19 protein-coding genes are annotated in these 18603 nt (G+C 69.8%); 13 read left to right on the forward strand and 6 right to left on the reverse strand.

What is annotated here, in order from left to right; translation table 11 throughout:
• Nucleotides 1–17 precede the first annotated feature (17 nt).
• Both VGR32_RS01825 and VGR32_RS01830 read left to right on the forward strand, forming a co-directional pair.
• A complete protein-coding gene (locus VGR32_RS01825) occupies nucleotides 18–302 on the forward strand; it encodes an I78 family peptidase inhibitor (RefSeq protein ID WP_327447443.1) in 285 nt (94 codons plus the stop codon).
• Entirely contained in the window at nucleotides 299–580 is a 282-nt protein-coding gene (locus VGR32_RS01830; RefSeq protein ID WP_327447445.1) for a peptidase inhibitor I78, read from the forward strand. The genes VGR32_RS01825 and VGR32_RS01830 overlap by 4 nt, the downstream gene beginning before the upstream one ends.
• Nucleotides 581–613: 33 nt before the next feature.
• Here the strand turns inward: VGR32_RS01830 and VGR32_RS01835 are convergent, their stop codons facing one another.
• Together VGR32_RS01835 and VGR32_RS01840 are read right to left on the reverse strand one after the other, a co-directional pair.
• Nucleotides 614–1036, reverse strand: a complete 423-nt coding sequence (locus tag VGR32_RS01835) for a VOC family protein (RefSeq protein WP_327447447.1) — start codon at nucleotides 1034–1036, stop codon at nucleotides 614–616.
• 51 nt (nucleotides 1037–1087) lie between these two features.
• Nucleotides 1088–1357: a hypothetical protein gene (locus VGR32_RS01840; RefSeq protein WP_327447449.1), complete on the reverse strand. Its 270-nt coding sequence runs from the start codon at nucleotides 1355–1357 to the stop codon at nucleotides 1088–1090.
• Nucleotides 1358–1485: 128 nt separating this feature from the next.
• Here VGR32_RS01840 and VGR32_RS01845 point away from each other — a divergent pair, with 128 nt between their 5' ends.
• Nucleotides 1486–2784 carry a replication-associated recombination protein A gene (locus VGR32_RS01845; protein ID WP_327447451.1) on the forward strand — a complete coding sequence of 433 codons (1299 nt, stop codon included), beginning with the start codon at nucleotides 1486–1488 and terminating at the stop codon, nucleotides 2782–2784.
• 53 nt (nucleotides 2785–2837) lie between these two features.
• Nucleotides 2838–4370, forward strand: coding sequence for an acyl-CoA carboxylase subunit beta (locus tag VGR32_RS01850; protein WP_327447453.1), 1533 nt, complete (start codon nucleotides 2838–2840; stop codon nucleotides 4368–4370).
• On the opposite strand, the gene VGR32_RS01855 is transcribed toward VGR32_RS01850, so the two are convergent.
• The gene (locus VGR32_RS01855) at nucleotides 4367–5020 is read right to left on the reverse strand and encodes a hypothetical protein (RefSeq protein WP_327447454.1); all 654 of its coding nucleotides are present in this window, start codon (nucleotides 5018–5020) and stop codon (nucleotides 4367–4369) included. The genes VGR32_RS01850 and VGR32_RS01855 overlap by 4 nt on opposite strands.
• A 550-nt stretch (nucleotides 5021–5570) precedes the next feature.
• Between VGR32_RS01855 and VGR32_RS01860 the strand changes: the two genes are divergently transcribed.
• Together VGR32_RS01860 and VGR32_RS01865 are read left to right on the forward strand one after the other, a co-directional pair.
• Complete coding sequence (locus VGR32_RS01860; RefSeq protein WP_327447456.1) at nucleotides 5571–5774, forward strand: hypothetical protein; 204 nt, start codon at nucleotides 5571–5573, stop codon at nucleotides 5772–5774.
• An 86-nt stretch (nucleotides 5775–5860) separates the two neighbouring features.
• Nucleotides 5861–6142, forward strand: a complete 282-nt coding sequence (locus VGR32_RS01865) for a hypothetical protein (protein WP_327447457.1) — start codon at nucleotides 5861–5863, stop codon at nucleotides 6140–6142.
• Between the two features lie 7 nt (nucleotides 6143–6149).
• On the opposite strand, the gene VGR32_RS01870 is transcribed toward VGR32_RS01865, so the two are convergent.
• Nucleotides 6150–7214 carry a hypothetical protein gene (locus tag VGR32_RS01870; protein ID WP_327447459.1) on the reverse strand — a complete coding sequence of 355 codons (1065 nt, stop codon included), beginning with the start codon at nucleotides 7212–7214 and terminating at the stop codon, nucleotides 6150–6152.
• Between the two features lie 669 nt (nucleotides 7215–7883).
• Here VGR32_RS01870 and VGR32_RS01875 point away from each other — a divergent pair.
• The 3 genes from VGR32_RS01875 to VGR32_RS01885 all read left to right on the forward strand — a co-directional run bounded on the left by VGR32_RS01875 (nucleotide 7884) and on the right by VGR32_RS01885 (nucleotide 10786).
• Complete coding sequence (locus VGR32_RS01875) at nucleotides 7884–9251, forward strand: class II 3-deoxy-7-phosphoheptulonate synthase (protein WP_327447461.1); 1368 nt, start codon at nucleotides 7884–7886, stop codon at nucleotides 9249–9251.
• A complete protein-coding gene (locus tag VGR32_RS01880; RefSeq protein WP_327447463.1) occupies nucleotides 9248–9832 on the forward strand; it encodes a prephenate dehydratase domain-containing protein in 585 nt (194 codons plus the stop codon). The genes VGR32_RS01875 and VGR32_RS01880 overlap by 4 nt, the downstream gene beginning before the upstream one ends.
• 213 nt (nucleotides 9833–10045) lie before the next feature.
• Nucleotides 10046–10786: a chorismate mutase gene (locus VGR32_RS01885; protein WP_327447465.1), complete on the forward strand. Its 741-nt coding sequence runs from the start codon at nucleotides 10046–10048 to the stop codon at nucleotides 10784–10786.
• Here the strand turns inward: VGR32_RS01885 and panC are convergent.
• Nucleotides 10783–11646, reverse strand: a complete 864-nt coding sequence (panC, locus tag VGR32_RS01890) for a pantoate--beta-alanine ligase (RefSeq protein WP_327447468.1) — start codon at nucleotides 11644–11646, stop codon at nucleotides 10783–10785. The genes VGR32_RS01885 and panC overlap by 4 nt on opposite strands.
• Nucleotides 11647–11720: 74 nt before the next feature.
• Between panC and VGR32_RS01895 the strand changes: the two genes are divergently transcribed.
• From VGR32_RS01895 to VGR32_RS01905, 3 genes are read left to right on the forward strand one after another with little or no spacing between them, the layout of a single operon-like run.
• Complete coding sequence (locus VGR32_RS01895) at nucleotides 11721–12317, forward strand: SPOR domain-containing protein (protein ID WP_327447470.1); 597 nt, start codon at nucleotides 11721–11723, stop codon at nucleotides 12315–12317.
• 58 nt (nucleotides 12318–12375) lie between these two features.
• Nucleotides 12376–13197, forward strand: coding sequence for a division plane positioning ATPase MipZ (locus VGR32_RS01900; protein ID WP_327447472.1), 822 nt, complete (start codon nucleotides 12376–12378; stop codon nucleotides 13195–13197).
• A 7-nt stretch (nucleotides 13198–13204) separates the two neighbouring features.
• Nucleotides 13205–13624, forward strand: coding sequence for a molecular chaperone DnaJ (locus tag VGR32_RS01905; RefSeq protein ID WP_327447474.1), 420 nt, complete (start codon nucleotides 13205–13207; stop codon nucleotides 13622–13624).
• Here the strand turns inward: VGR32_RS01905 and VGR32_RS01910 are convergent.
• Nucleotides 13621–14121, reverse strand: a complete 501-nt coding sequence (locus tag VGR32_RS01910; RefSeq protein ID WP_327447475.1) for an FKBP-type peptidyl-prolyl cis-trans isomerase — start codon at nucleotides 14119–14121, stop codon at nucleotides 13621–13623. The two genes, VGR32_RS01905 and VGR32_RS01910, sit on opposite strands and share 4 nt — an antisense overlap.
• A 312-nt stretch (nucleotides 14122–14433) precedes the next feature.
• Here VGR32_RS01910 and rpoB point away from each other — a divergent pair, with 312 nt between their 5' ends.
• Complete coding sequence (gene rpoB / locus VGR32_RS01915) at nucleotides 14434–18549, forward strand: DNA-directed RNA polymerase subunit beta (protein ID WP_327447477.1); 4116 nt, start codon at nucleotides 14434–14436, stop codon at nucleotides 18547–18549.
• Nucleotides 18550–18603 lie beyond the last annotated feature (54 nt).

Here is an 18603-nt window from a genome sequence, read left to right on the forward strand (position 1 = left end):
CAGCAAAGGACCCGCCCATGAGCCGTCTCGCCTTCCTCGCTCCCTTGGGGCTGCTCGCCCTCGCCGCCTGCGCGCCCATGGACGGCATGGAGCCGCCCGCCGGCGGCGCCGAGCAGTGTCCGGCCGCCAAATATCGTCCCTACATCGGTCGTCAGCAGTCCGAACTGCCCGCGGCCTCGGCGGGCGAGGTGCGCCGCGTGGTGTGCGACACCTGCGCCGTGACCATGGACTACAATGCCGGCCGCGTGAACGTGATCTTCGACACCCGCACCGGCGTCGTGAAATCGGTGAACTGCGGATGAAGACGCTCGCGCTCATCGCCCTGGCCGGCCTGACCGGCGCGGTCGCGGCCGCCTGCGCGCCGATGCCGGACGCCGGCGCGCCCAGCCCGCATCAGTGCGACGCCGAGGACGCGAAGTCCCTGATCGGCAGCCACGTGGGCGCCGTCACCTTCGCGCCGGACAAGCCGGTGCGCATCGTCTGCACCACCTGCCCGACGACCAAGGACTTCCGTCCTGACCGCCTCAACGTCCGCTTCGACGAGGCCACGGGCATCATCCGGTCGGTCGACTGCGGCTGACCCGCCGGCGGGGCGGGGCCTGCGGGCTCCGCCTCAGCCGCCGCCGCGCAGGATCGGCGCCCCGATCGACCAGCAGTGGCCGAACGGGTCGGTCAGCCGCCCGTAGCGGTCGCCCCAGAACTGGTCGGCCAGCGGCATGACGGGCACGCAGCCCGCCTTCATGGCCCGTTCCCACCAGAAATCGGCGTCGTCGACCTGCAGGTGCAGGGTGACGGCCTTCGGCTCCACGTCGCCCTCGTGACCATATTCCGGAAACTCGTCCGACAGCATGACCACGCCGCCGTTGATGACCAGCCGGCTGTGCATCAGACGCTCGCCGTCCTCGGCCAGATTCCGGAACTGCTCCTCGGCCCCGAACGCCGCCCGATAGAACTCCACCGCCGCCTGTCCGCCGCGCGAGGGAATGGTCAGATACGGCGTCACGCCGCCCGGCTGGATCGTGTTCGGATCGGTCATGCGGTCTTATCGCCCGGCGGGGCGCGGCGCGAAAGCCTCGTGACGGGCGATCTAGTTGATCCTGCCCGCCTGGGCGCGGTCAATGGCCGTCGAACGGGCCGCTCCGCTGCGGGTGACGTTGGCCTCTCTGGGCGCATGTGCGCCTCTGCAGGCGTAATCCCGCCGCGCGTCGCCCGTCTGCCGTCCCGTGGGGGCGGCTTGAGCGCCGCCGTGGCACCGCAGCGGCGCCTCGGCCAGGGTCAGGTCGCGACCGGCGCCTGAAGGCGCGCAGGCGGACACCGCGGCGGCGAGTCCGGCGACGGCGATGATCGAGATGCGCATGCGATGAATTCCTCCAGCGGGGCGCGACCGCCCGGAGCCCCCATAGTCGGCGTCCAATGCGTCCGGTCAAGGTCGAAACCCGGCGGTCGGCCGTTGGCTCGGCGGCGAGGACGTCTTACCTCCGCTCCATGTCCGACCTGTTCGAAGCCTCCGGCGTCCATCCGCCCGACGCCCCTCTGGCCGAGCGCCTGCGCCCGCGCAGCCTCGACGAGGTCGTCGGTCAGGATCACCTCCTGGGCGAGGGCGGGCCGATCCGGCGGATGGTCGAGGCGGGGCGTCTGGGCTCCATGATCCTCTGGGGTCCGCCCGGCACCGGCAAGACCACCATCGCCCGCCTGCTGGCCCAAGCCGCGGGCTATCAATTCCAGTCCCTCAGCGCCGTCTTCTCCGGCGTCGCCGACCTCAGGAAGGCGTTCGAGACCGCGCGCGGCCGCCGCGCCGCCGGCCAGTCGACCCTGCTCTTCGTCGACGAGATTCACCGCTTCAACCGCGCCCAGCAGGACGGCTTCCTGCCTTTCGTGGAGGAGGGGATCGTCACCCTCGTCGGCGCCACGACCGAGAACCCCTCGTTCGAACTGAACGGCGCGCTCTTGTCCCGCAGCCAGGTCTACGTCCTGAAAAGGCTGGACGATCCGGCGCTCGATCAACTGTTGATTCGCGCCGAGGCCGCCGAGGACCGCGCCCTGCCGCTGACGCCCGAGGCGCGGCAGGCCCTGCTGGCGCTGGCCGACGGCGACGGCCGCTATCTGCTGACCATGGCCGAGGTGCTGTTCGCCCTGCCGGCCACCGAACCCCTGGACGTCCAGGCGCTGGCGGGAACCCTGCAGCGCCGCGCGCCCGCCTACGACAAAAGTCGAGAAGAACACTACAACCTCATATCCGCCCTGCATAAATCTGTGCGGGGTTCCGACCCCGACGCGGCCTTGTACTGGCTGGCGCGCATGCTGAACGGGGGCGAGGATCCGCTGTACTTGGCCCGCCGCATCGTCCGCATGGCGGTGGAGGACGTCGGTCAGGCCGACCCGCTCAGCCTGCTGGTCGCCAACGCCGCCAAGGACACCTACGACTTCCTCGGCAGTCCCGAGGGCGAGCTGGCCCTGGCCCAGGCCGTCGTCCACCTGGCCACCGCGCCCAAGTCGGTGGCGGTCTACAAGGCCTACGGCGCGGCGAAGAAGGCGGCGCACGAGACCGGCTCGCTGATGCCGCCCGCGAACATCCGCAACGCCCCGACGAAGCTCCTCAAGGAGCTGGGCTACGGCAAGGGCTACCAGTACGACCCGGACGCCGAGGACGGCTTCTCCGGCGCGAACTACTTCCCCGAAGGCATGGACCGCCGCACCTTCTACGACCCGCCCGGCGAGGGCCACGAGGCGAAGGTCAAGGAGCGGCTGGAGCGGTGGGCGCAGCTGCGGGCGCAGAAGAGCTGACCCTTCTCCCCCCGCGACTGACCGGCTAAGTCGGGCGGCAAGGGAGTCTCTTCATGCAATCCATCCTCGAACAGCTCGAAGCCCGTCGCGCGGCGGCCCGTCTCGGCGGCGGCCAGAAGCGGATCGAGGCGCAGCACGCCAAGGGCAAGCTGACCGCCCGCGAGCGGATCGAGGTGCTGCTGGACGAGGGCTCCTTCGAGGAGACCGACATGTTCGTGGAGCACCGCAGCCACGACTTCGGCATGGACCAGCAGCGCATCCCCGGCGACGGCGTGGTCACCGGCCGCGGCACCATCGGCGGGCGGCTGGTCTACGTCTTCTCCAAGGACTTCACCGTCTTCGGCGGCTCCCTGTCGGGGGCGCACGCGGCCAAGATCGTCAAGATCCAGAAGATGGCCCTGACCAACGGCGCCCCGATCATCGGCATCTTCGACGCCGGCGGCGCCCGCATCCAGGAGGGGGTCGAGAGCCTGGCCGGCTATGCCGACATCTTCCTGCAGAACACCCTGGCCTCGGGCGTGATCCCCCAGATCAGCGTCATCATGGGCCCCTGCGCCGGCGGCGACGTCTACTCCCCGGCCCTGACCGACTTCATCTTCATGGTGAAGGACACGTCCTACATGTACGTGACCGGTCCGGACGTGGTGAAGACGGTCACCAACGAGGTCGTGACGCACGAGGAGCTGGGCGGCGCCCGCGTCCACGCGGGCAAGTCGGGCGTGGCCGACGGCGCCTTCGAGAACGATCTGGAGGCCCTGTCCGAGGTCCGCCGCCTGATCGGCTTCCTGCCCCTGTCGAACCGCGAGAAGCCGCCGGTCCGCGACAGCTACGACGATCCGGAGCGCGACGAGGCCAGCCTCGACACCCTGGTCCCCGCCAACCCGAACCAGCCCTACGACATGAAGGAGCTGATCCTGAAGACGGTCGACGAGGCCGAGTTCTTCGAGATCGGCGCCGACTATGCGAAGAACATCGTGACCGGCTTCGGCCGGCTGGACGGCCAGTCGGTCGGCGTGGTCGCCAACCAGCCCCAGACCCTGGCCGGCGTGCTGGACATCGACTCCAGCCGCAAGGCCGCCCGCTTCGTCCGCTTCTGCGACGCCTTCGACATCCCGATCGTCACCTTCGTCGACGTGCCGGGCTTCATGCCGGGGACCAAGCAGGAGTACGGCGGCCTGATCAAGCACGGCGCCAAGCTGCTGTTCGCCTATGCCGAGGCCACGGTGCCCAAGCTGACCGTCATCACGCGCAAGGCCTATGGCGGCGCCTATGACGTCATGAGCTCCAAACACCTGCGGGGCGACGTCAACTACGCCTGGCCCACCGCCGAGATCGCCGTCATGGGGGCCAAGGGCGCCGTGGAAATCATCTTCCGCAAGGAGGCCGGCGATCCCGAGGCGCTGGCGGCCCGCGAAGCCGAGTACAAGGAGCGGTTCGCCAACCCCTTCGTCGCGGCCAAGCTGGGCTACATCGACGACGTCATCATGCCCCACGGCACGCGGCGCCGCCTGATCCGGGCGCTACGCACGCTGAAGGGGAAGGTGGCGGAGAACCCGTGGAAGAAGCACGACAACATTCCGCTCTAAAGCGGAGTGGGGCCGCGCCGAGGAGCTTCAACAGGACGACGACCGATCGCTTGATCGCGTGCGTCTTCCAAAAGGCGATCGAATGACTGAGCCAGCCGGTCAGGTGCGGCCATTACGGGGGCCTCAGCCAGTCTGAACAGTGTGCGGTCGGGGATCGACAGAACCGCAACGTCGTCGATGTTCCCATCATCCTCGTACGCGGGGCGCACCATGCGCAGCGCGCCATAGACCAGGCGGGCGATGAGTGGGGGGTGTGCCGTGTTGAATAGGTGGACGGCTACGCGCGATCCGCCGATTTCAATTCCGAAGTTGGGTTCGTAGCGGACCCGGAATGCGCCGTTCAGGCTTTCAAACGTCACCGGCATCACATGGAAGATCTCGCCCGGATTGGCCGCTCGCCACGCTTCGAGCCACTGCAGACCTTCCAGGACTGAGCGACGCTCAGACTCACGGCTGATGGATTGTGCGGATGTCACGAGATCGGCGAGCGGCTCGCGATCTACCAACAGCCGGTGAGCGTGGGTGCGAAGGCTACGGTGGTAATCGTACCCGCCCGTGCTGGCAGTGAAGCGGGACCTCAGAGCGGACATCTGAGGCTGTGCGTTTTGGCAGATTAGCTTGAGAAAGGCGGAAAAGCCGAAAGTCGGCATGGAAGTCCCCCGGACTGAGGCGGGACTTGGGCTTGACACTGGGCCGCCGGAGACTAAATCGTCCCCCTCGCGAAGTGGGCCAGTTCTTGCCGCCCAAGTCTGTTGGATGGCAAGCGCCTAACTCCGGAAGCCGTTGGGTTGCCGCCCGACGGCTTCTTTCGTTTCAGCGTCAGTGTTGGGTATCTTTGATTTGTCGGGAACGCGCAATAGCAGTCGCGCACGCGGACTGCCAAAATCGCACATCATCTGGGGGCCAATCTGTGGGCCGCACCTAGATGTAGTGGTTGTGTTCCGATTCTCGCTTCCTTGCAATCCCGCAATGCATTGATCTTTCGGGCAATTTTTTTAACCACCGGTTATCCACAGAATCACCCACCGCGGGTCAAAAGGCTGGCGTTTTCAACGTGCGGCGTCTGGCTCGACGCTTGAGTTCGACCGACCTCCTCTTCCTCTGCGCCCGCAACCGCCTCCGCTCGCCCACGGCGGAGCGGGTCTTCGCCGACCGGCCGGGGGTGGAGACGGCGTCCGCCGGCCTGGCGCCGACGCCGACGTGCCGGTCGATCCCGAGATGCTCGAATGGGCCGACCTGATCCTCGTCATGGAGGCGGCGCACAAGGCCAAGCTCCAGCGCCGCTTCGGCCCCCACCTGAAGCGCGCCCGCCTCATCGTGCTGGGCATCCCCGACGACTACGGCTTCATGCAGCCCGAACTGGTGGCCCTGCTGGAGAAGAAGGTCGCGCCGCATCTGCGCTGACGTCGCCCTTCTCCCGCGGGGGAGAAGGAACCCGGTGGCCTCCTTCCCATTCCCTCCTGCGAACCCCTCTCCCCAGGAGCCTCCCCATGACTGACGCCACCCGTTTCGACGAGACCGACACCACGCTGATCCCTGCCGGAGAGGGCCAGTACGGCACGGTGGACGACGGGCTGCAGCTGGATCCCGCCTCGCCGACGGCCGAGCGCGCCTCGCTGCGTCAGACGGTGAAGAGCGACCTGTCCGGGGCCCGCGACTGGGGCCGCGGGCGCGCCGTCGCCGCGCGTCAGGCGGTGGTCGAGGACCCGCTGCGCTCGGCCTTCACGGCGCTGGGGATCGGCGTGGTCATCGGCGTGCTTCTGCGCCGCTGACCGGCGCTCAGCCCGCGGCGGGGATGGCCGTCAGCCCGGCCACCCCGACCGCGTACAGGGCCAGCACGGCCCACGAATCCAGCCCCATGCCTCCCGGGCGTCGCGTCGGCCGGAAGATCAGCCCGGCCAGATAGACGCACGTCAGCACCGCCCCCAGCGCCGCCAGATAGACCGTCGCCGGCCCCGCCTGCGGCAGCACCGCCTGCCCCGACAGCAGGGCGGCCGGCAGCAGCAGCACCGGCAGGAAGGCGTTGCCGCCGAAGATGTCGCTGACCGCCAGCCGATAGTCCTTCATCCGCACCGAGGCGATGCCGGTCGACAGTTCGGGCAGGGCCGTCGCCGCCGCCAGCACGGTGGCCCCGAACACCACGCCCGAGAGGCCCAGCCGGTCGGCCATGACCGACCCCGCGCGCTCCAGCACCACCCCCGCGGCCAGCGTCGCCAGCGCGGCGACCGCGAACACCGCCACTGTGCCGACCAGCGCGACCCCGCCGTGCCTGCCGGCGAACGCCTCGCGGGAATGGCCGCGCGGCTGCTCCTGCCCCTCGGGCGCCCGGCCGGCCGCGTGCCAGGGCAGGCCGCGCCGCGCCCGCACCATCATCCAGACGCCCGCGATCCACACCGCCGTGATCGCCAGCGGCGCCGCGCCGGCCCCGATCAGGCCGCCGCCCGCCGGCAGCTGCGCCCCCATGATCGCCACGGCCAGCACCGCCACAACCAGCAGGCCCTCCAGCACCAGATCCAGACTGGCCGCGCGGAACGTCAGCGGCGGCCCCTTGCCGCCCGCCCGGTCCATGGCCGCCAGCACCACGGTCTGGATCGCGATCCCGCCCAGGATGTTGCCGACCGCCACCTCCATCTGGCCCGACAGCGCCGCGCTGACCGTGATCGCGATCTCCGGCAGATTGGTCGCCACCGCCAGCAACAGCAGCCCGCCCAGCGCCTCGCCCAGGTTCAGCCGCACCGACAGCACGTCGGTGGTCCGCGCCAGCGCCAGCCCGGCGACCCACGTCACCCCGGCCGCCGCGACGAACAGGACCGCCAGAACGGTCAGCGACAGATGGTTGAACACGGCGCGGCCCCCGGACGGTTTGCGGCCACCCTGCGCCCTCCCGCCCGCGTCGCAAAGCGTCGATCGGCGCCCGTTCATCGCGCTGACCGCCGGCGGAAACGGTCGAAGATTCAGCGCCCCGCCGAAATCTTCGGCCGTTTCGTCACGACCGCTCCGGACCTGACCCACCCTTCCTTCGTCCCGTCGCACCGGAGGGCTCGTGAGGCCTGCGACCTTGCGGCGGCGGGAGCGTGTGGAGCGGGGTCCTTCTTTGTGGGCCTATCGCTCGCGCCGCGGGCGCTCGCTGCTTGAGGCCAGGTTGGTCTCGGTGATCGGCGGGAGTTCGGGGGGCGAGCGAAGGGGCGACGGAGACGGAGCCGATCGGGGTCACCAAGAGATGATCCCGGGCAAGGGTCAGGGGGGATACCTGGACCGATCCGGGACCGTCCGCAGGGACGGCCCGCCCGCCGGAGGCGACCGCGGTAAGGCGTGAACAGCGCCACCCGACGCGGGCTTCCGTCAAAACCATGCGCGCGGAGCGTCACGCGAAGCCGAAACGGTAAAACTCATCTTCTCCGGGCTTCGCGCCCGGCGCTCCGCCCGCCCTCCAACTCCGCGCGAAAGCGACGGGGCGATTTCGCGCGCCCTGGATTCATTGTTCCGCCCCGGTCTCCGCTCTATCTTGGCGGCATGAGCCGCTGGACGCCCGAGAGCTGGAGAACCAAACCCGTCAGCCAGATGCCGACGGACTGGCCGGATGCGGGCGCCCTGTCGGCCGTCGAGGACGAGCTGAAGGCCCTGCCGCCGCTGGTCTTCGCCGGCGAGGCGCGGCGTCTGCGCGAGCGGCTGGCCCAGGTCGAGGCGGGCGAGGCCTTCCTGCTGCAGGGCGGCGACTGCGCCGAGAGCTTCAAGGAGTTCTCGACCGACAACATCCGCGACACCTTCCGCCTGATCCTGCAGATGGCCGTCGTCCTGACCTTCGCGGGCCGCAAGCCGGTGGTGAAGGTCGGCCGCATCGCCGGCCAGTTCGCCAAGCCGCGCTCCTCGCCGCTGGAGACGATCGACGGGGTCGAGCTGCCCAGCTATCGCGGCGACATCGTCAACGGCATGGCCTTCACCGCCGAGGAGCGCGTGCCGGATCCGCAGCGGCTGCTGAAGGCCTATCACCAGTCGGCCTCGACCCTGAACCTGCTGCGCGCCTTCGCCGGCGGCGGGTACGCCGACCTCTACAACGTGCACCGCTGGACCCTCGGCTTCGCCGACCACGGTCCCGGCGCCCGCTACCGCGAACTGGCCGACAAGATCGCCGAGGCCCTGGCCTTCATGGAGGCCGTCGGCATCACGCCGCAGACGCATCCCGAGCTCAGCCAGGTCGAGATCTTCACCAGCCACGAGGCCCTGCTGCTGAACCTCGAAAGCGCCCTGACGCGTCAGGACGGCGCCACCGGCGAATGGTTCGACACCTCGGCCCACATGCTGTGGATCGGCGAGCGCACCCGTCGCCTCGACGGCGCCCACGTCGAGTTCGCCCGAGGCATCCGCAACCCCATCGGCCTGAAGTGCGGCCCGACGATGGAGCCGGACGACCTGCTGCCGCTGATCGACGTGCTGAACCCCGACGACGTGCCGGGCCGCCTGACCCTGATCGGCCGCTTCGGCGCGGACAAGGTCGGCGACCGCCTGCCCAGGCTGATGCGGGCGGTGAAGGCGGCCGGAAAGCGCGTCGTCTGGTCGATCGACCCCATGCACGGCAACACGCTGAAGGCCGGCAACGGCTACAAGACCCGCCCCTTCGAACGCATCCTGTCGGAGGTCCGCACCTTCGTCGACGTGGCCGAGGCCGAGGGCGTCCACCCCGGCGGCGTGCATCTGGAGATGACCGGCCAGAACGTCACCGAATGCCTCGGCGGGGCGCAGGCCCTGACCGAGGACGACCTGTCCAGCCGCTATCACACCCACTGCGACCCGCGCCTGAACGCCGACCAGGCGCTGGAACTGGCCTTCCTCGTGGCCGAGCGCCTCAAGTCCGGCCGTCGCGCCGACGCGGAGGCCGCATGACGGACGTCGCCGCCCCTGACCTCGAGGCCGCCCGGCCCGGCCGCGTCGCCTTCCAGGGCGCGCCCGGCGCCTTCAGTCACGAAGCGTGCGCCGCCCTGCGGCCGTGGGACGTGGCGGTGGGCTTCGACACCTTCCAGCAGGCGCTGGACGCGGTGGCCTCCGGCGACTGCGACTGCGCCCTCATTCCCGTCGAGAACGCCATCGTCGGCCGGGTCGAGCCGGCGGCCTCGCTGGTCGAGGCCTCGGACCTGCATCGCATCACCGAGGTCTGGCGGCCCATCCGCCTCGCCCTCATGGCCGTCGACGGCGCCCGCCTGTCGGACCTGAAGACGGTCGAGAGCCACCCGGTCGCCCTGGCCCAGTGCCAGCCCCAGATCGCGGCGCTGAAGCTGACGCAGGTCGAGGCCTTCGACACCGCCGGCGCCGCGCGCGCCGTCGCCGAGGCCGGGGACCGCGGCCGCGCCGCCCTGGCCCCGCCGCCCGCCGCCGAGATCTACGGCCTGACGATCCTGCGCAACGACATGCAGGAAATGGCCGAAAACCGCACCCGCTTCGTGCTCCTGTGCCGCGAGCCCGCTTGACGCGGACCTGAAGACCGGGCCTCATCCCCTCATGACCGGCGTTTCCGCCATCGTCAGCGCTTCCGTCGCCCGCGCCTTCGCCGCGGCCGCGACCTTTTACGCCTACGGCTTTCGACGCGCCGGCTGAGGCGCGGGTTCGACCCGCACGTCTCGCCGGCGACCGCTTCTGACGAAGCGGCGAGGTACCCTCCCACCTCATCGAAAGCCGACCCCGTGACCCTTTCCCTCGCTTCTCTCCGCCCCGCCTCCGCCGACGACATGACTCTCGGCGCCCTGCGCCACGAGATCGACCTGCTGGACGACCAGATGCTGGCCCTCTTCCAGCGTCGTCTGGCCCTCGCCGACCGCGTCGGCAGGGCCAAGGACGCGCCTTCCGGAACGCATCTTCCGCTCCGCCCCGATCGTGAGGCGGCGGTGCTCGCCCGCATGACCGGCCGCGCCCGCCCCGATCAGGCCGCGGCCGTCGCCGGCCTCTGGCGCGAGATCGTCGGCTGGGGTCTGGCCCGCCAGACCGAGACGCAGATCCGCGTCTGGGCCCCTGCCGGCTCGGGCCGCGCGGTCGACGCCGCGCGCCGCCGCTTCGGGCAGGCCGCGACCCTGGTCGAAAGCCCCGACGCGGAGGCCGCCCTCGCCTTCGCGGCGGAAGGGCGGGGCGTCGCCGTGCTGGCGCTGAACGCCGAGCGTCCGTGGTGGCTGGGCCTGCGGTCGGAGTGGTCGGACCTGCGCGTCTTCGACGGCTGCGGCCGCGCCGCGCCACGTGCGCTGGCCGTCGGCCGCGTCGATCCGGCCGCCCTCGCGCCGGGGCGCCGCGTCTCGGTGTCCAGCGGCGGCGCGGACTTCGGGCCGGGCGCCGGCCGCTGGGGGCTGGCGACCCATCGTGGCTGGACGCTCTCGCTCGTGGACGCGTCCGTCCCCGCCGACCGCGTCGACGGCCTGGTCGGCACGGTGCCCTAGACCGCCATGTTGTCGATCAACCGCGTCGTGCCGAGCCAGGCCGCCGCCAGCACCCGGGCCGGGCCCTCGGCGACACCGGACCGGAACGACCGCAGCGTCGCGGCGTCGCGGACGTGGACGTAGTCGATGCGGTCGAAGCCGGCCCTGAGCAGGGCGGCGTGCGCCTCTCGCTCCACAGCCGCCAGCGGTGCGCCGGTACGGGCCTTCGCCGCCGCCTCGGCCAGCACGCCGTTCAGCCGCCGCGCGATCGCCAGCCGGTCCTCGTTCAGGTAGGCGTTTCGGCTGGACAGGGCCAGGCCGTGGCCGTCGCGCGCCGTCTGTACGCCGACGATTTCGACCGGGAAATCCAGATCCCGGACCATGCGCCGGATCACGGCCAGCTGCTGCCAGTCCTTCTCGCCGAAGATCGCGACGTCGGGCCGGACCTGATTGAACAGTTTGGCCACCACCAGCGCCACCCCGCCGAACATCTGCGGGCGGAAGGCGCCTTCAAGGTCCTCCGCCGGGCCGCCGACCGAGATCGTCGTGGTCGCGCCGTCGGGGTACATCTCCTCCACGAACGGCGCGTACATCAGGTGGCATCCGGCGCCGGCGAGGAGCGCCGCGTCCTGGCCTTCCTGCCGGGGATAGCGGCCGAGATCCTCATGCGGCGCGAACTGGGTCGGATTGACGAAGACGCTCGCCACGACCTGATCGGCCCGCCGCCCCGCCTCCCGCACCAGGTCCAGATGCCCCTCGTGCAGGGCGCCCATCGTCGGAACGAACGCCAGCGAGCGCCCCTGCGCCCTCCAGCCGTCGACGACGGCGCGCAGGTCGGCCGTCGAACGGACGACGGGCAGGGGAGCGTCTGAAACGATCATGGTTTCCGCGTTAACTCCGACGCTTAAGCCTGTTCGTGAACCGGGCCTCAAAGACCCGCGTTTAGGGTCGGCTTATGGTCCTGCGCATCCTGATCCGTCCAGTGCTGGTGGCCGCCGCGGCGTCGACGCTCGCGGCCTGCGGCGCGGTCGAGGCCGATCCGGCCCGTTTCGAAAATCTGGCGCGGATGGTCTCCGACGTGCCGATCTCGCTGGATCGACCGGGGCAGCAGGGGCCGCGCAGCGCCGACGACATCGGTCTGCGTCGGGCGCAGGCGCTTACGGTTCAGGTCATGGACCCGCACGATCTCTGGGACGCCCGCGACGGCGTGGCTTCGACAGTGGTCAGGGCGGCGGCTCCGGTCGTGGCCGAGGCTGCGGTTCAGGAGGGGAAGCGACAGGCCGCCGGGTTGCGGCCCGCCGTCGCCCCAGGCAGGACGGGCGGACTGCGCCTGATCCAGCTCGGAGCCTTTTCCAGCCGGGACGGCGCCGAAGCCGCGTGGTCGAAGCTCGGCGCGCACGACGCCCTGTCCGGCCTGACGCCGCGATTCGAGCCCGTCACCGTCGGAGGCCGCGACCTGGTCCGGCTGAAGGTCGCCGCGCCCGAGGCCGCCGCCGCCGCCGTCTGCGCCGCCGCCGGCGTCGACGGACCTTGGTGCCGTCGCGGGGCTTGAAGTCCCCTTCAATTCCGGCCACTTCCCCCGACTGTTCACGCGTTCGGGGGTTCGCGGCATGTCCGCCCATGTGATCGTCTTCGGCAATGAAAAGGGTGGGGCGGGCAAGTCGACCCTGGCGATCCACGTCGCCTGCGCCCTCCTGGACGCCGGCAAGCGCGTCGCCATCCTCGACCTCGACCTGCGTCAGCGCTCATTGGGCCGCTTTTTCGAGAACCGCGTCGCGTGGACGAAGGCCAACGGCGTGACGCTCCCGCTGCCGACAGCGCCCGACATGGGCGACGGCGTCGCGCTGGCCCGGGCCGACGAGGCGACGCAGCTGGCGACCTTCGAAGAGGCGCTGGAGCAGGCGCGCCGGCAGGGCGACTACGTCTGCATCGACACCCCCGGCGGGGACACGCCGATCACACGGGCCGCCCACGTCGCGGCCGACCAGGTCGTGACGCCGATGAACGACAGCTTCGTCGACTTCGACATGCTGGGGACGGTCGATCCCGTCACGCTCGAGGTGAAGCGGCCTTCCATGTACGCCGAGACGGTGTGGGAGGCCCGCAAGCGGCGGGCCGTGGCGGGCGGGCGGCCCATCGACTGGGTGGTCCTCTCCAACCGACTGGCGGTCGCCGCCGCCCGCAACCGCCAGAGGCTGGACGAGCGCGTCGCGACCCTGGCCCGTCGGGTGGGCTTCCGCGTCGGGCCGGGCCTGAGGGACCGGGTGATCTACCGCGAACTCTTCCCCTTCGGCCTGACGGTGGCCGACCTCTCGCCGGAAGTGCGCCCCGTCGCCGTTTCGCTTGCCCACGTCGCCGCGCGACAGGAACTCCGTGGACTGATGCAGGCGCTGAATCTCGACGACGGCGTCGTCCCGCGCGAGGCGGCCTGACCTGGCGATGACCGTGATGGTGCTCGCTCTGGCGGCGATCGCGCTCTGGGCCCTGATCCGGCTGGGGCGCCAGACCGAGCGGGCGGGAAGGGGCCACTGGCGGATTACGGCGACGCTTCTGGCGGCCGTCATGCTCGGAGGGGCGGCGCTGGCCGCCGCCCGCGGATCGTGGATCCCCGCGGCGGCGCTGGGCGTCGGCGGCTTGTGGCTGACCCTCGCCTCTCGCAAGCGCGACCTCCCGGCGCGGCGCCCGGACTTGGACGATGCCGAGGCGCGGTCGCTGCTGGGCCTGCCGGCAGGCGCGACGCCCGACCAGATCAACGCCGCCTGGCGCCGGCTTATGGCGCGCGCCCATCCGGACCAGGGCGGCACGGAAGGACTGGCGGCCCGGCTCAACGCCGCGCGGGACCGTCTGCTGAAGCGCTAGTCGGCGCGCTTCACTTCCAGCAGCTCGACGGTGAAGCGCAGGGCGGAGTTCGGCGGGATCTCGCCGCCGACCCAGCGCTCGCCATAGGCCAGCGCGCCGGGAATCAGGAACTCGAAGGTCTCCCCCTCGCGCATCATGCCGACGCCCTCCGTCCAGCCCTTGATGACGCGGTTCAGCGGAAACTCAGTCGGCTCGTTGCGGGAATAGGAGCTGTCGAACTCCTGCCCGCCGGTGAACACGCCGCGGTAGTGCACCTTGACCGTGTCTTCCGGCCGCGGTTGGGCGCCGGCGGGGTTCGCGCGGCCGATCCGCCGCCACTGCAGGCCGCTTTCGGTGACGTTCCAGCCCGGCTGTTTCGCGTTGTACGCCAGCCACTCGGCCTGATTGACCTCCCACTCGGCTTGCGTCGGTGCGGGCAGGGGCGCGGCCGGCTCGGGCGCGGTGGCGCAGGCGGCGAGCGAAAGAGCGGCGGCGAGAGGGGCGAGGGCGCGGATCATGCGGTCACGCTAGCAGCCGTCGGCGGTTCCGGCGAGAGCGGCGACGGGGGCCTTTATTTCGCCGCCAAAGCGAGTATATCAGCGCCTCCCGCATTCTCTCGACAGAGTCCGCGCGAAAGCGCCGAGGCCCGGTTCGTCGCCCTCAGACCGGTGCGAAGGCGCGCTCCTCCCCAAGGGAGCCCGACATTTCAGGCGTCCAGATCCCCAGGGATCGAGGGTGGGCGCCGAAACACCGAAGTCCCGGGTCGCCGTTCGGCGGGCCGGGGCCGCCGCATTGAAAAGGACCTGCCCGGGTCCGATTGGGAAAACAGAATGGCCAAGTCCATCGACGGTCTCGCGCTCGCCGCCCAGATCGCCTCCGCCACCTCGTTCACCGGCAAGAAGCGCATCCGCCACTCGTTCGGGAAGATCCCCGAGGCGGTGCAGATGCCGAACCTCATCGAGGTTCAGCGCGCCTCATACGAGCAGTTCCTGCAGCGCGACGGCCGTCCCGGCCAGCGCACGGACGAAGGCATCGAGGCCGTCTTCAAGTCGGTGTTCCCGATCAAGGACTTCAACGAGCGCGCCGTCCTGGAATACGTCTCCTACGAGTTCGAGGAGCCCAAGTACGACGTCGAGGAATGCATCCAGCGCGACATGACCTATGCCGCGCCGCTGAAGGTCAAGCTGCGCCTGATCGTGTTCGAGGCCGATGAGGAAACGGGCGCCCGTTCGGTCAAGGACATCAAGGAGCAGGACGTCTACATGGGCGACATCCCGCTCATGACGGACAAGGGCACCTTCATCGTCAACGGGACGGAGCGGGTCATCGTCTCGCAGATGCACCGTTCGCCGGGCGTCTTCTTCGACCACGACAAGGGCAAGACGCACAGCTCGGGCAAGCTGCTGTTCGCCGCCCGCGTGATCCCGTACCGCGGAAGCTGGCTGGACTTCGAGTTCGACGCCAAGGACATCGTCTACGTCCGCATCGACCGTCGCCGCAAGCTGCCGGCCTCGACCTTCCTGATGGCTCTCGGCATGGACGGGGAGGAGATCCTCAAGACCTTCTACGAGACCGTGCCTTACGAGAAGCGGGGCGAGGGCTGGGTCACGCCGTACAAGGCCGAGCGCTGGCGAGGGGTGAAGCCGGAATTCGATCTGGTCGACGCCGACACGGGTGAGGTGATCGCCCCCGCCGGCACCAAGATCAGCGCGCGCCAGGCGAAGAAGCTGGGCGACACCACGAAGTCGCTGTCGCTGGCCGCCGACGCCCTGCTGACCAAGTATCTGGCCGCCGACGCGGTCAACATGGAAACCGGCGAGATCTACGCCGAGGCCGGCGACGAGCTGGACGGTCCCACCATCGAGCTGCTGGAATCGCACGGCTTCACCACCATCGACGTGCTGGACATCGACCACGTCACGGTCGGCGCCTATATGCGCAACACCCTGCGCATCGACAAGAACACGGGCCGCGAGGACGCCCTGTTCGACGTCTATCGCGTCATGCGTCCGGGTGAGCCGCCGACGCCGGAAGCGGCCGAGGCCATGTTCCAGTCGCTGTTCTTCGACAGCGAGCGCTACGACCTGTCGGCCGTCGGCCGCGTCAAGATGAACATGCGTCTGGAAACCCCGGAAGTCGGCGACGACATCCGCGTCCTGCGCAAGGAAGACGTGCTGAAGGTCCTGCAGATCCTGGTGGGCCTGAAGGATGGCGTCGGCGAGATCGACGACATCGACAACCTGGGCAACCGTCGCGTCCGCTCGGTCGGCGAACTGCTGGAGAACCAGTACCGCGTCGGCCTCCTGCGGATGGAGCGCGCCATCAAGGAGCGCATGTCCTCGGTCGACATCGACACGGTCATGCCGCACGACCTGATCAACGCCAAGCCGGCCGCGGCGGCGGTGCGTGAGTTCTTCGGCAGCTCGCAGCTGTCGCAGTTCATGGACCAGACCAACCCGCTGTCGGAAATCACGCACAAGCGTCGTCTTTCGGCGCTTGGCCCGGGCGGCCTGACGCGCGAGCGCGCGGGCTTCGAGGTCCGCGACGTGCACCCGACCCACTATGGCCGGATTTGCCCGATCGAAACGCCGGAAGGTCCGAACATCGGCCTGATCAACTCGCTGGCCACCCATGCGCGGGTCAACAAGTACGGCTTCATCGAGAGCCCGTACCGTCGCGTGAAGGACGGCAAGGCGACCGACGACGTCGTCTACATCTCGGCCATGGAAGAGGCGAAGCACGTCATCGCCCAGGCCAACATCGAGCTGAAGGCGGGCGAGATCGTCGACGATCTGGTGCCGGGCCGGGTCAACGGCGAATCCCAGCTGCTGACCAAGGACACGGTCGACATGATGGACGTGTCGCCGAAGCAGGTCGTTTCGGTCGCCGCGGCGCTGATCCCGTTCCTGGAAAACGACGACGCCAACCGCGCGCTGATGGGCGCCAACATGCAGCGTCAGGCCGTGCCGCTGGTCCAGTCGGACGCGCCGCTGGTCGGCACCGGCATGGAAGCGGTCGTGGCCGTGGACTCGGGCGCCGTGGTCGTGGCCCGTCGCGACGGCGTCGTCGAGCAGATCGACGGCACCCGCATCGTCGTGCGCGCCACGGGCGAGCTGGACGCCGCCCGCTCGGGCGTCGACATCTACCGCCTGTCGAAGTTCCAGCGCTCGAACCAGTCGACCTGCATCAACCAGCGCCCGATCGTGCGCGTGGGCGACGTGGTCAAGGCCGGCGACGTGATCGCCGACGGCCCGTCGACCGACTTGGGCGAACTGGCGCTGGGCCGCAACGCCCTCGTCGCCTTCATGCCGTGGAACGGCTACAACTTCGAAGACTCGATCCTGATCTCCGAGCGCATCGTGCGCGACGACGTCTTCACCTCGATCCACATCGAGGAGTTCGAGGTCATGGCCCGCGACACCAAGCTGGGGCCGGAAGAGATCACGCGCGACATCCCGAACGTCGGCGAGGAGGCCCTGCGCAACCTCGACGAGGCCGGCATCGTGGCGATCGGCGCCGAGGTCCAGCCCGGCGACATCCTGGTCGGCAAGGTGACGCCGAAGGGCGAAAGCCCGATGACCCCGGAAGAGAAGCTGCTGCGCGCCATCTTCGGCGAGAAGGCTTCGGACGTCCGCGACACCTCGCTGCGTCTGCCGCCCGGCGTGGCCGGCACGATCGTCGACGTGCGCGTGTTCAACCGCCACGGCGTCGACAAGGACGAACGCGCCGTCGCCATCGAGCGGTCGGAAATCGAGCGTCTCGGCAAGGACCGCGACGACGAACTGGCGATCCTGGAGCGCAACGTCTACGGCCGCCTGAAGCCCCTGCTGGTCGGCAAGAACGCCACCTCGGGTCCCAAGGGTCTGGGTCGCGGCGTCGTCACCGAGGACAAGCTGGGCGAGCTGTCGCGCGGCCTGTGGTGGCAGGTCGCTCTCGACGACGAAAAGGCCATGGGCGAGCTGGAGGCGATGAAGCGCCAGTTCGAGGACGCCCGGAAGGCTCTGGACCGTCGATTCGAGGACAAGGTCGAGAAGCTGCAACGCGGCGACGAACTGCCCCCCGGCGTGATGAAGATGGTCAAGGTGTTCGTGGCCGTGAAGCGCAAGCTTCAGCCCGGCGACAAGATGGCCGGCCGTCACGGCAACAAGGGCGTCATCTCCAAGATCCTGCCGATCGAGGACATGCCGTATCTGGAGGACGGCACCTCGGTCGACCTGGTGCTGAACCCGCTGGGCGTGCCGTCGCGCATGAACATCGGTCAGATCTTCGAAACGCACCTGGGCTGGGCCGCGGCCGGTCTGGGCAAGCAGATCGCCAACCTGCTGGAGGACTGGCAGAACGGCGGGCAGAAGAAGGCTCTGATCGAGCGTCTGACCGACGTCTACGGCAAGGACACGCCCCTGCCGGACGACGAGGGCGACCTGGTCGAACTGGCCCGCAACCTGTCGAAGGGCGTTCCGTTCGCCACCCCGGTGTTCGACGGTGCGCACATCAACGACATCGAGCGCCTGCTGGGCGAGGCCGGTCTGGACAAGTCGGGACAGTCGATCCTGTACGACGGCCAGACGGGCGAGCGCTTCAAGCGTCCGGTCACCGTCGGCTACATCTACATGCTGAAGCTGCACCACCTGGTGGACGACAAGATCCACGCCCGCTCGATCGGCCCGTACTCGCTGGTCACCCAGCAGCCGCTGGGCGGCAAGGCGCAGTTCGGCGGCCAGCGCTTCGGCGAGATGGAGGTGTGGGCGCTGGAAGCCTACGGCGCCGCCTACACCCTGCAGGAGATGCTGACGGTGAAGTCGGACGACGTGGCCGGCCGCACCAAGGTCTACGAGGCCATCGTCCGCGGCGACGACAGCTTCGAGGCCGGCATTCCGGAGAGCTTCAACGTGCTCATCAAGGAAATGCGCTCGCTGGGCCTGAACGTGGAGCTGGAGAACGGCTGATCCGGATCACGCCCTCCCTCGCGCGGCGGGGGAGGGCGGTCCGCTCCGCTCTCT

Source organism: Brevundimonas sp. (assembly GCF_035935935.1).
Lineage (GTDB): Bacteria > Pseudomonadota > Alphaproteobacteria > Caulobacterales > Caulobacteraceae > Brevundimonas.

Bases quoted from the DNA above. Each gene is read 5' to 3' on its own strand.
- panC (WP_327447468.1), bottom strand. From the start codon at position 11,646: ATGATCGTTTCAGACGCTCCCCTGCCCGTCGTCCGTTCGACGGCCGAC.
- VGR32_RS01855 (WP_327447454.1), bottom strand. From the start codon at position 5,020: ATGCCGACTTTCGGCTTTTCCGCCTTTCTCAAGCTAATCTGCCAAAAC.
- VGR32_RS01840 (WP_327447449.1), bottom strand. From the start codon at position 1,357: ATGCGCATCTCGATCATCGCCGTCGCCGGACTCGCCGCCGCGGTGTCC.
- VGR32_RS01905 (WP_327447474.1), top strand. From the start codon at position 13,205: ATGACCGTGATGGTGCTCGCTCTGGCGGCGATCGCGCTCTGGGCCCTG.
- VGR32_RS01910 (WP_327447475.1), bottom strand. From the start codon at position 14,121: ATGATCCGCGCCCTCGCCCCTCTCGCCGCCGCTCTTTCGCTCGCCGCC.
- VGR32_RS01895 (WP_327447470.1), top strand. From the start codon at position 11,721: ATGGTCCTGCGCATCCTGATCCGTCCAGTGCTGGTGGCCGCCGCGGCG.
- VGR32_RS01850 (WP_327447453.1), top strand. From the start codon at position 2,838: ATGCAATCCATCCTCGAACAGCTCGAAGCCCGTCGCGCGGCGGCCCGT.
- VGR32_RS01835 (WP_327447447.1), bottom strand. From the start codon at position 1,036: ATGACCGATCCGAACACGATCCAGCCGGGCGGCGTGACGCCGTATCTG.
- rpoB (WP_327447477.1), top strand. From the start codon at position 14,434: ATGGCCAAGTCCATCGACGGTCTCGCGCTCGCCGCCCAGATCGCCTCC.
- VGR32_RS01825 (WP_327447443.1), top strand. From the start codon at position 18: ATGAGCCGTCTCGCCTTCCTCGCTCCCTTGGGGCTGCTCGCCCTCGCC.
- VGR32_RS01900 (WP_327447472.1), top strand. From the start codon at position 12,376: ATGTCCGCCCATGTGATCGTCTTCGGCAATGAAAAGGGTGGGGCGGGC.
- VGR32_RS01865 (WP_327447457.1), top strand. From the start codon at position 5,861: ATGACTGACGCCACCCGTTTCGACGAGACCGACACCACGCTGATCCCT.
- VGR32_RS01880 (WP_327447463.1), top strand. From the start codon at position 9,248: ATGACGGACGTCGCCGCCCCTGACCTCGAGGCCGCCCGGCCCGGCCGC.
- VGR32_RS01875 (WP_327447461.1), top strand. From the start codon at position 7,884: ATGAGCCGCTGGACGCCCGAGAGCTGGAGAACCAAACCCGTCAGCCAG.
- VGR32_RS01845 (WP_327447451.1), top strand. From the start codon at position 1,486: ATGTCCGACCTGTTCGAAGCCTCCGGCGTCCATCCGCCCGACGCCCCT.
- VGR32_RS01830 (WP_327447445.1), top strand. From the start codon at position 299: ATGAAGACGCTCGCGCTCATCGCCCTGGCCGGCCTGACCGGCGCGGTC.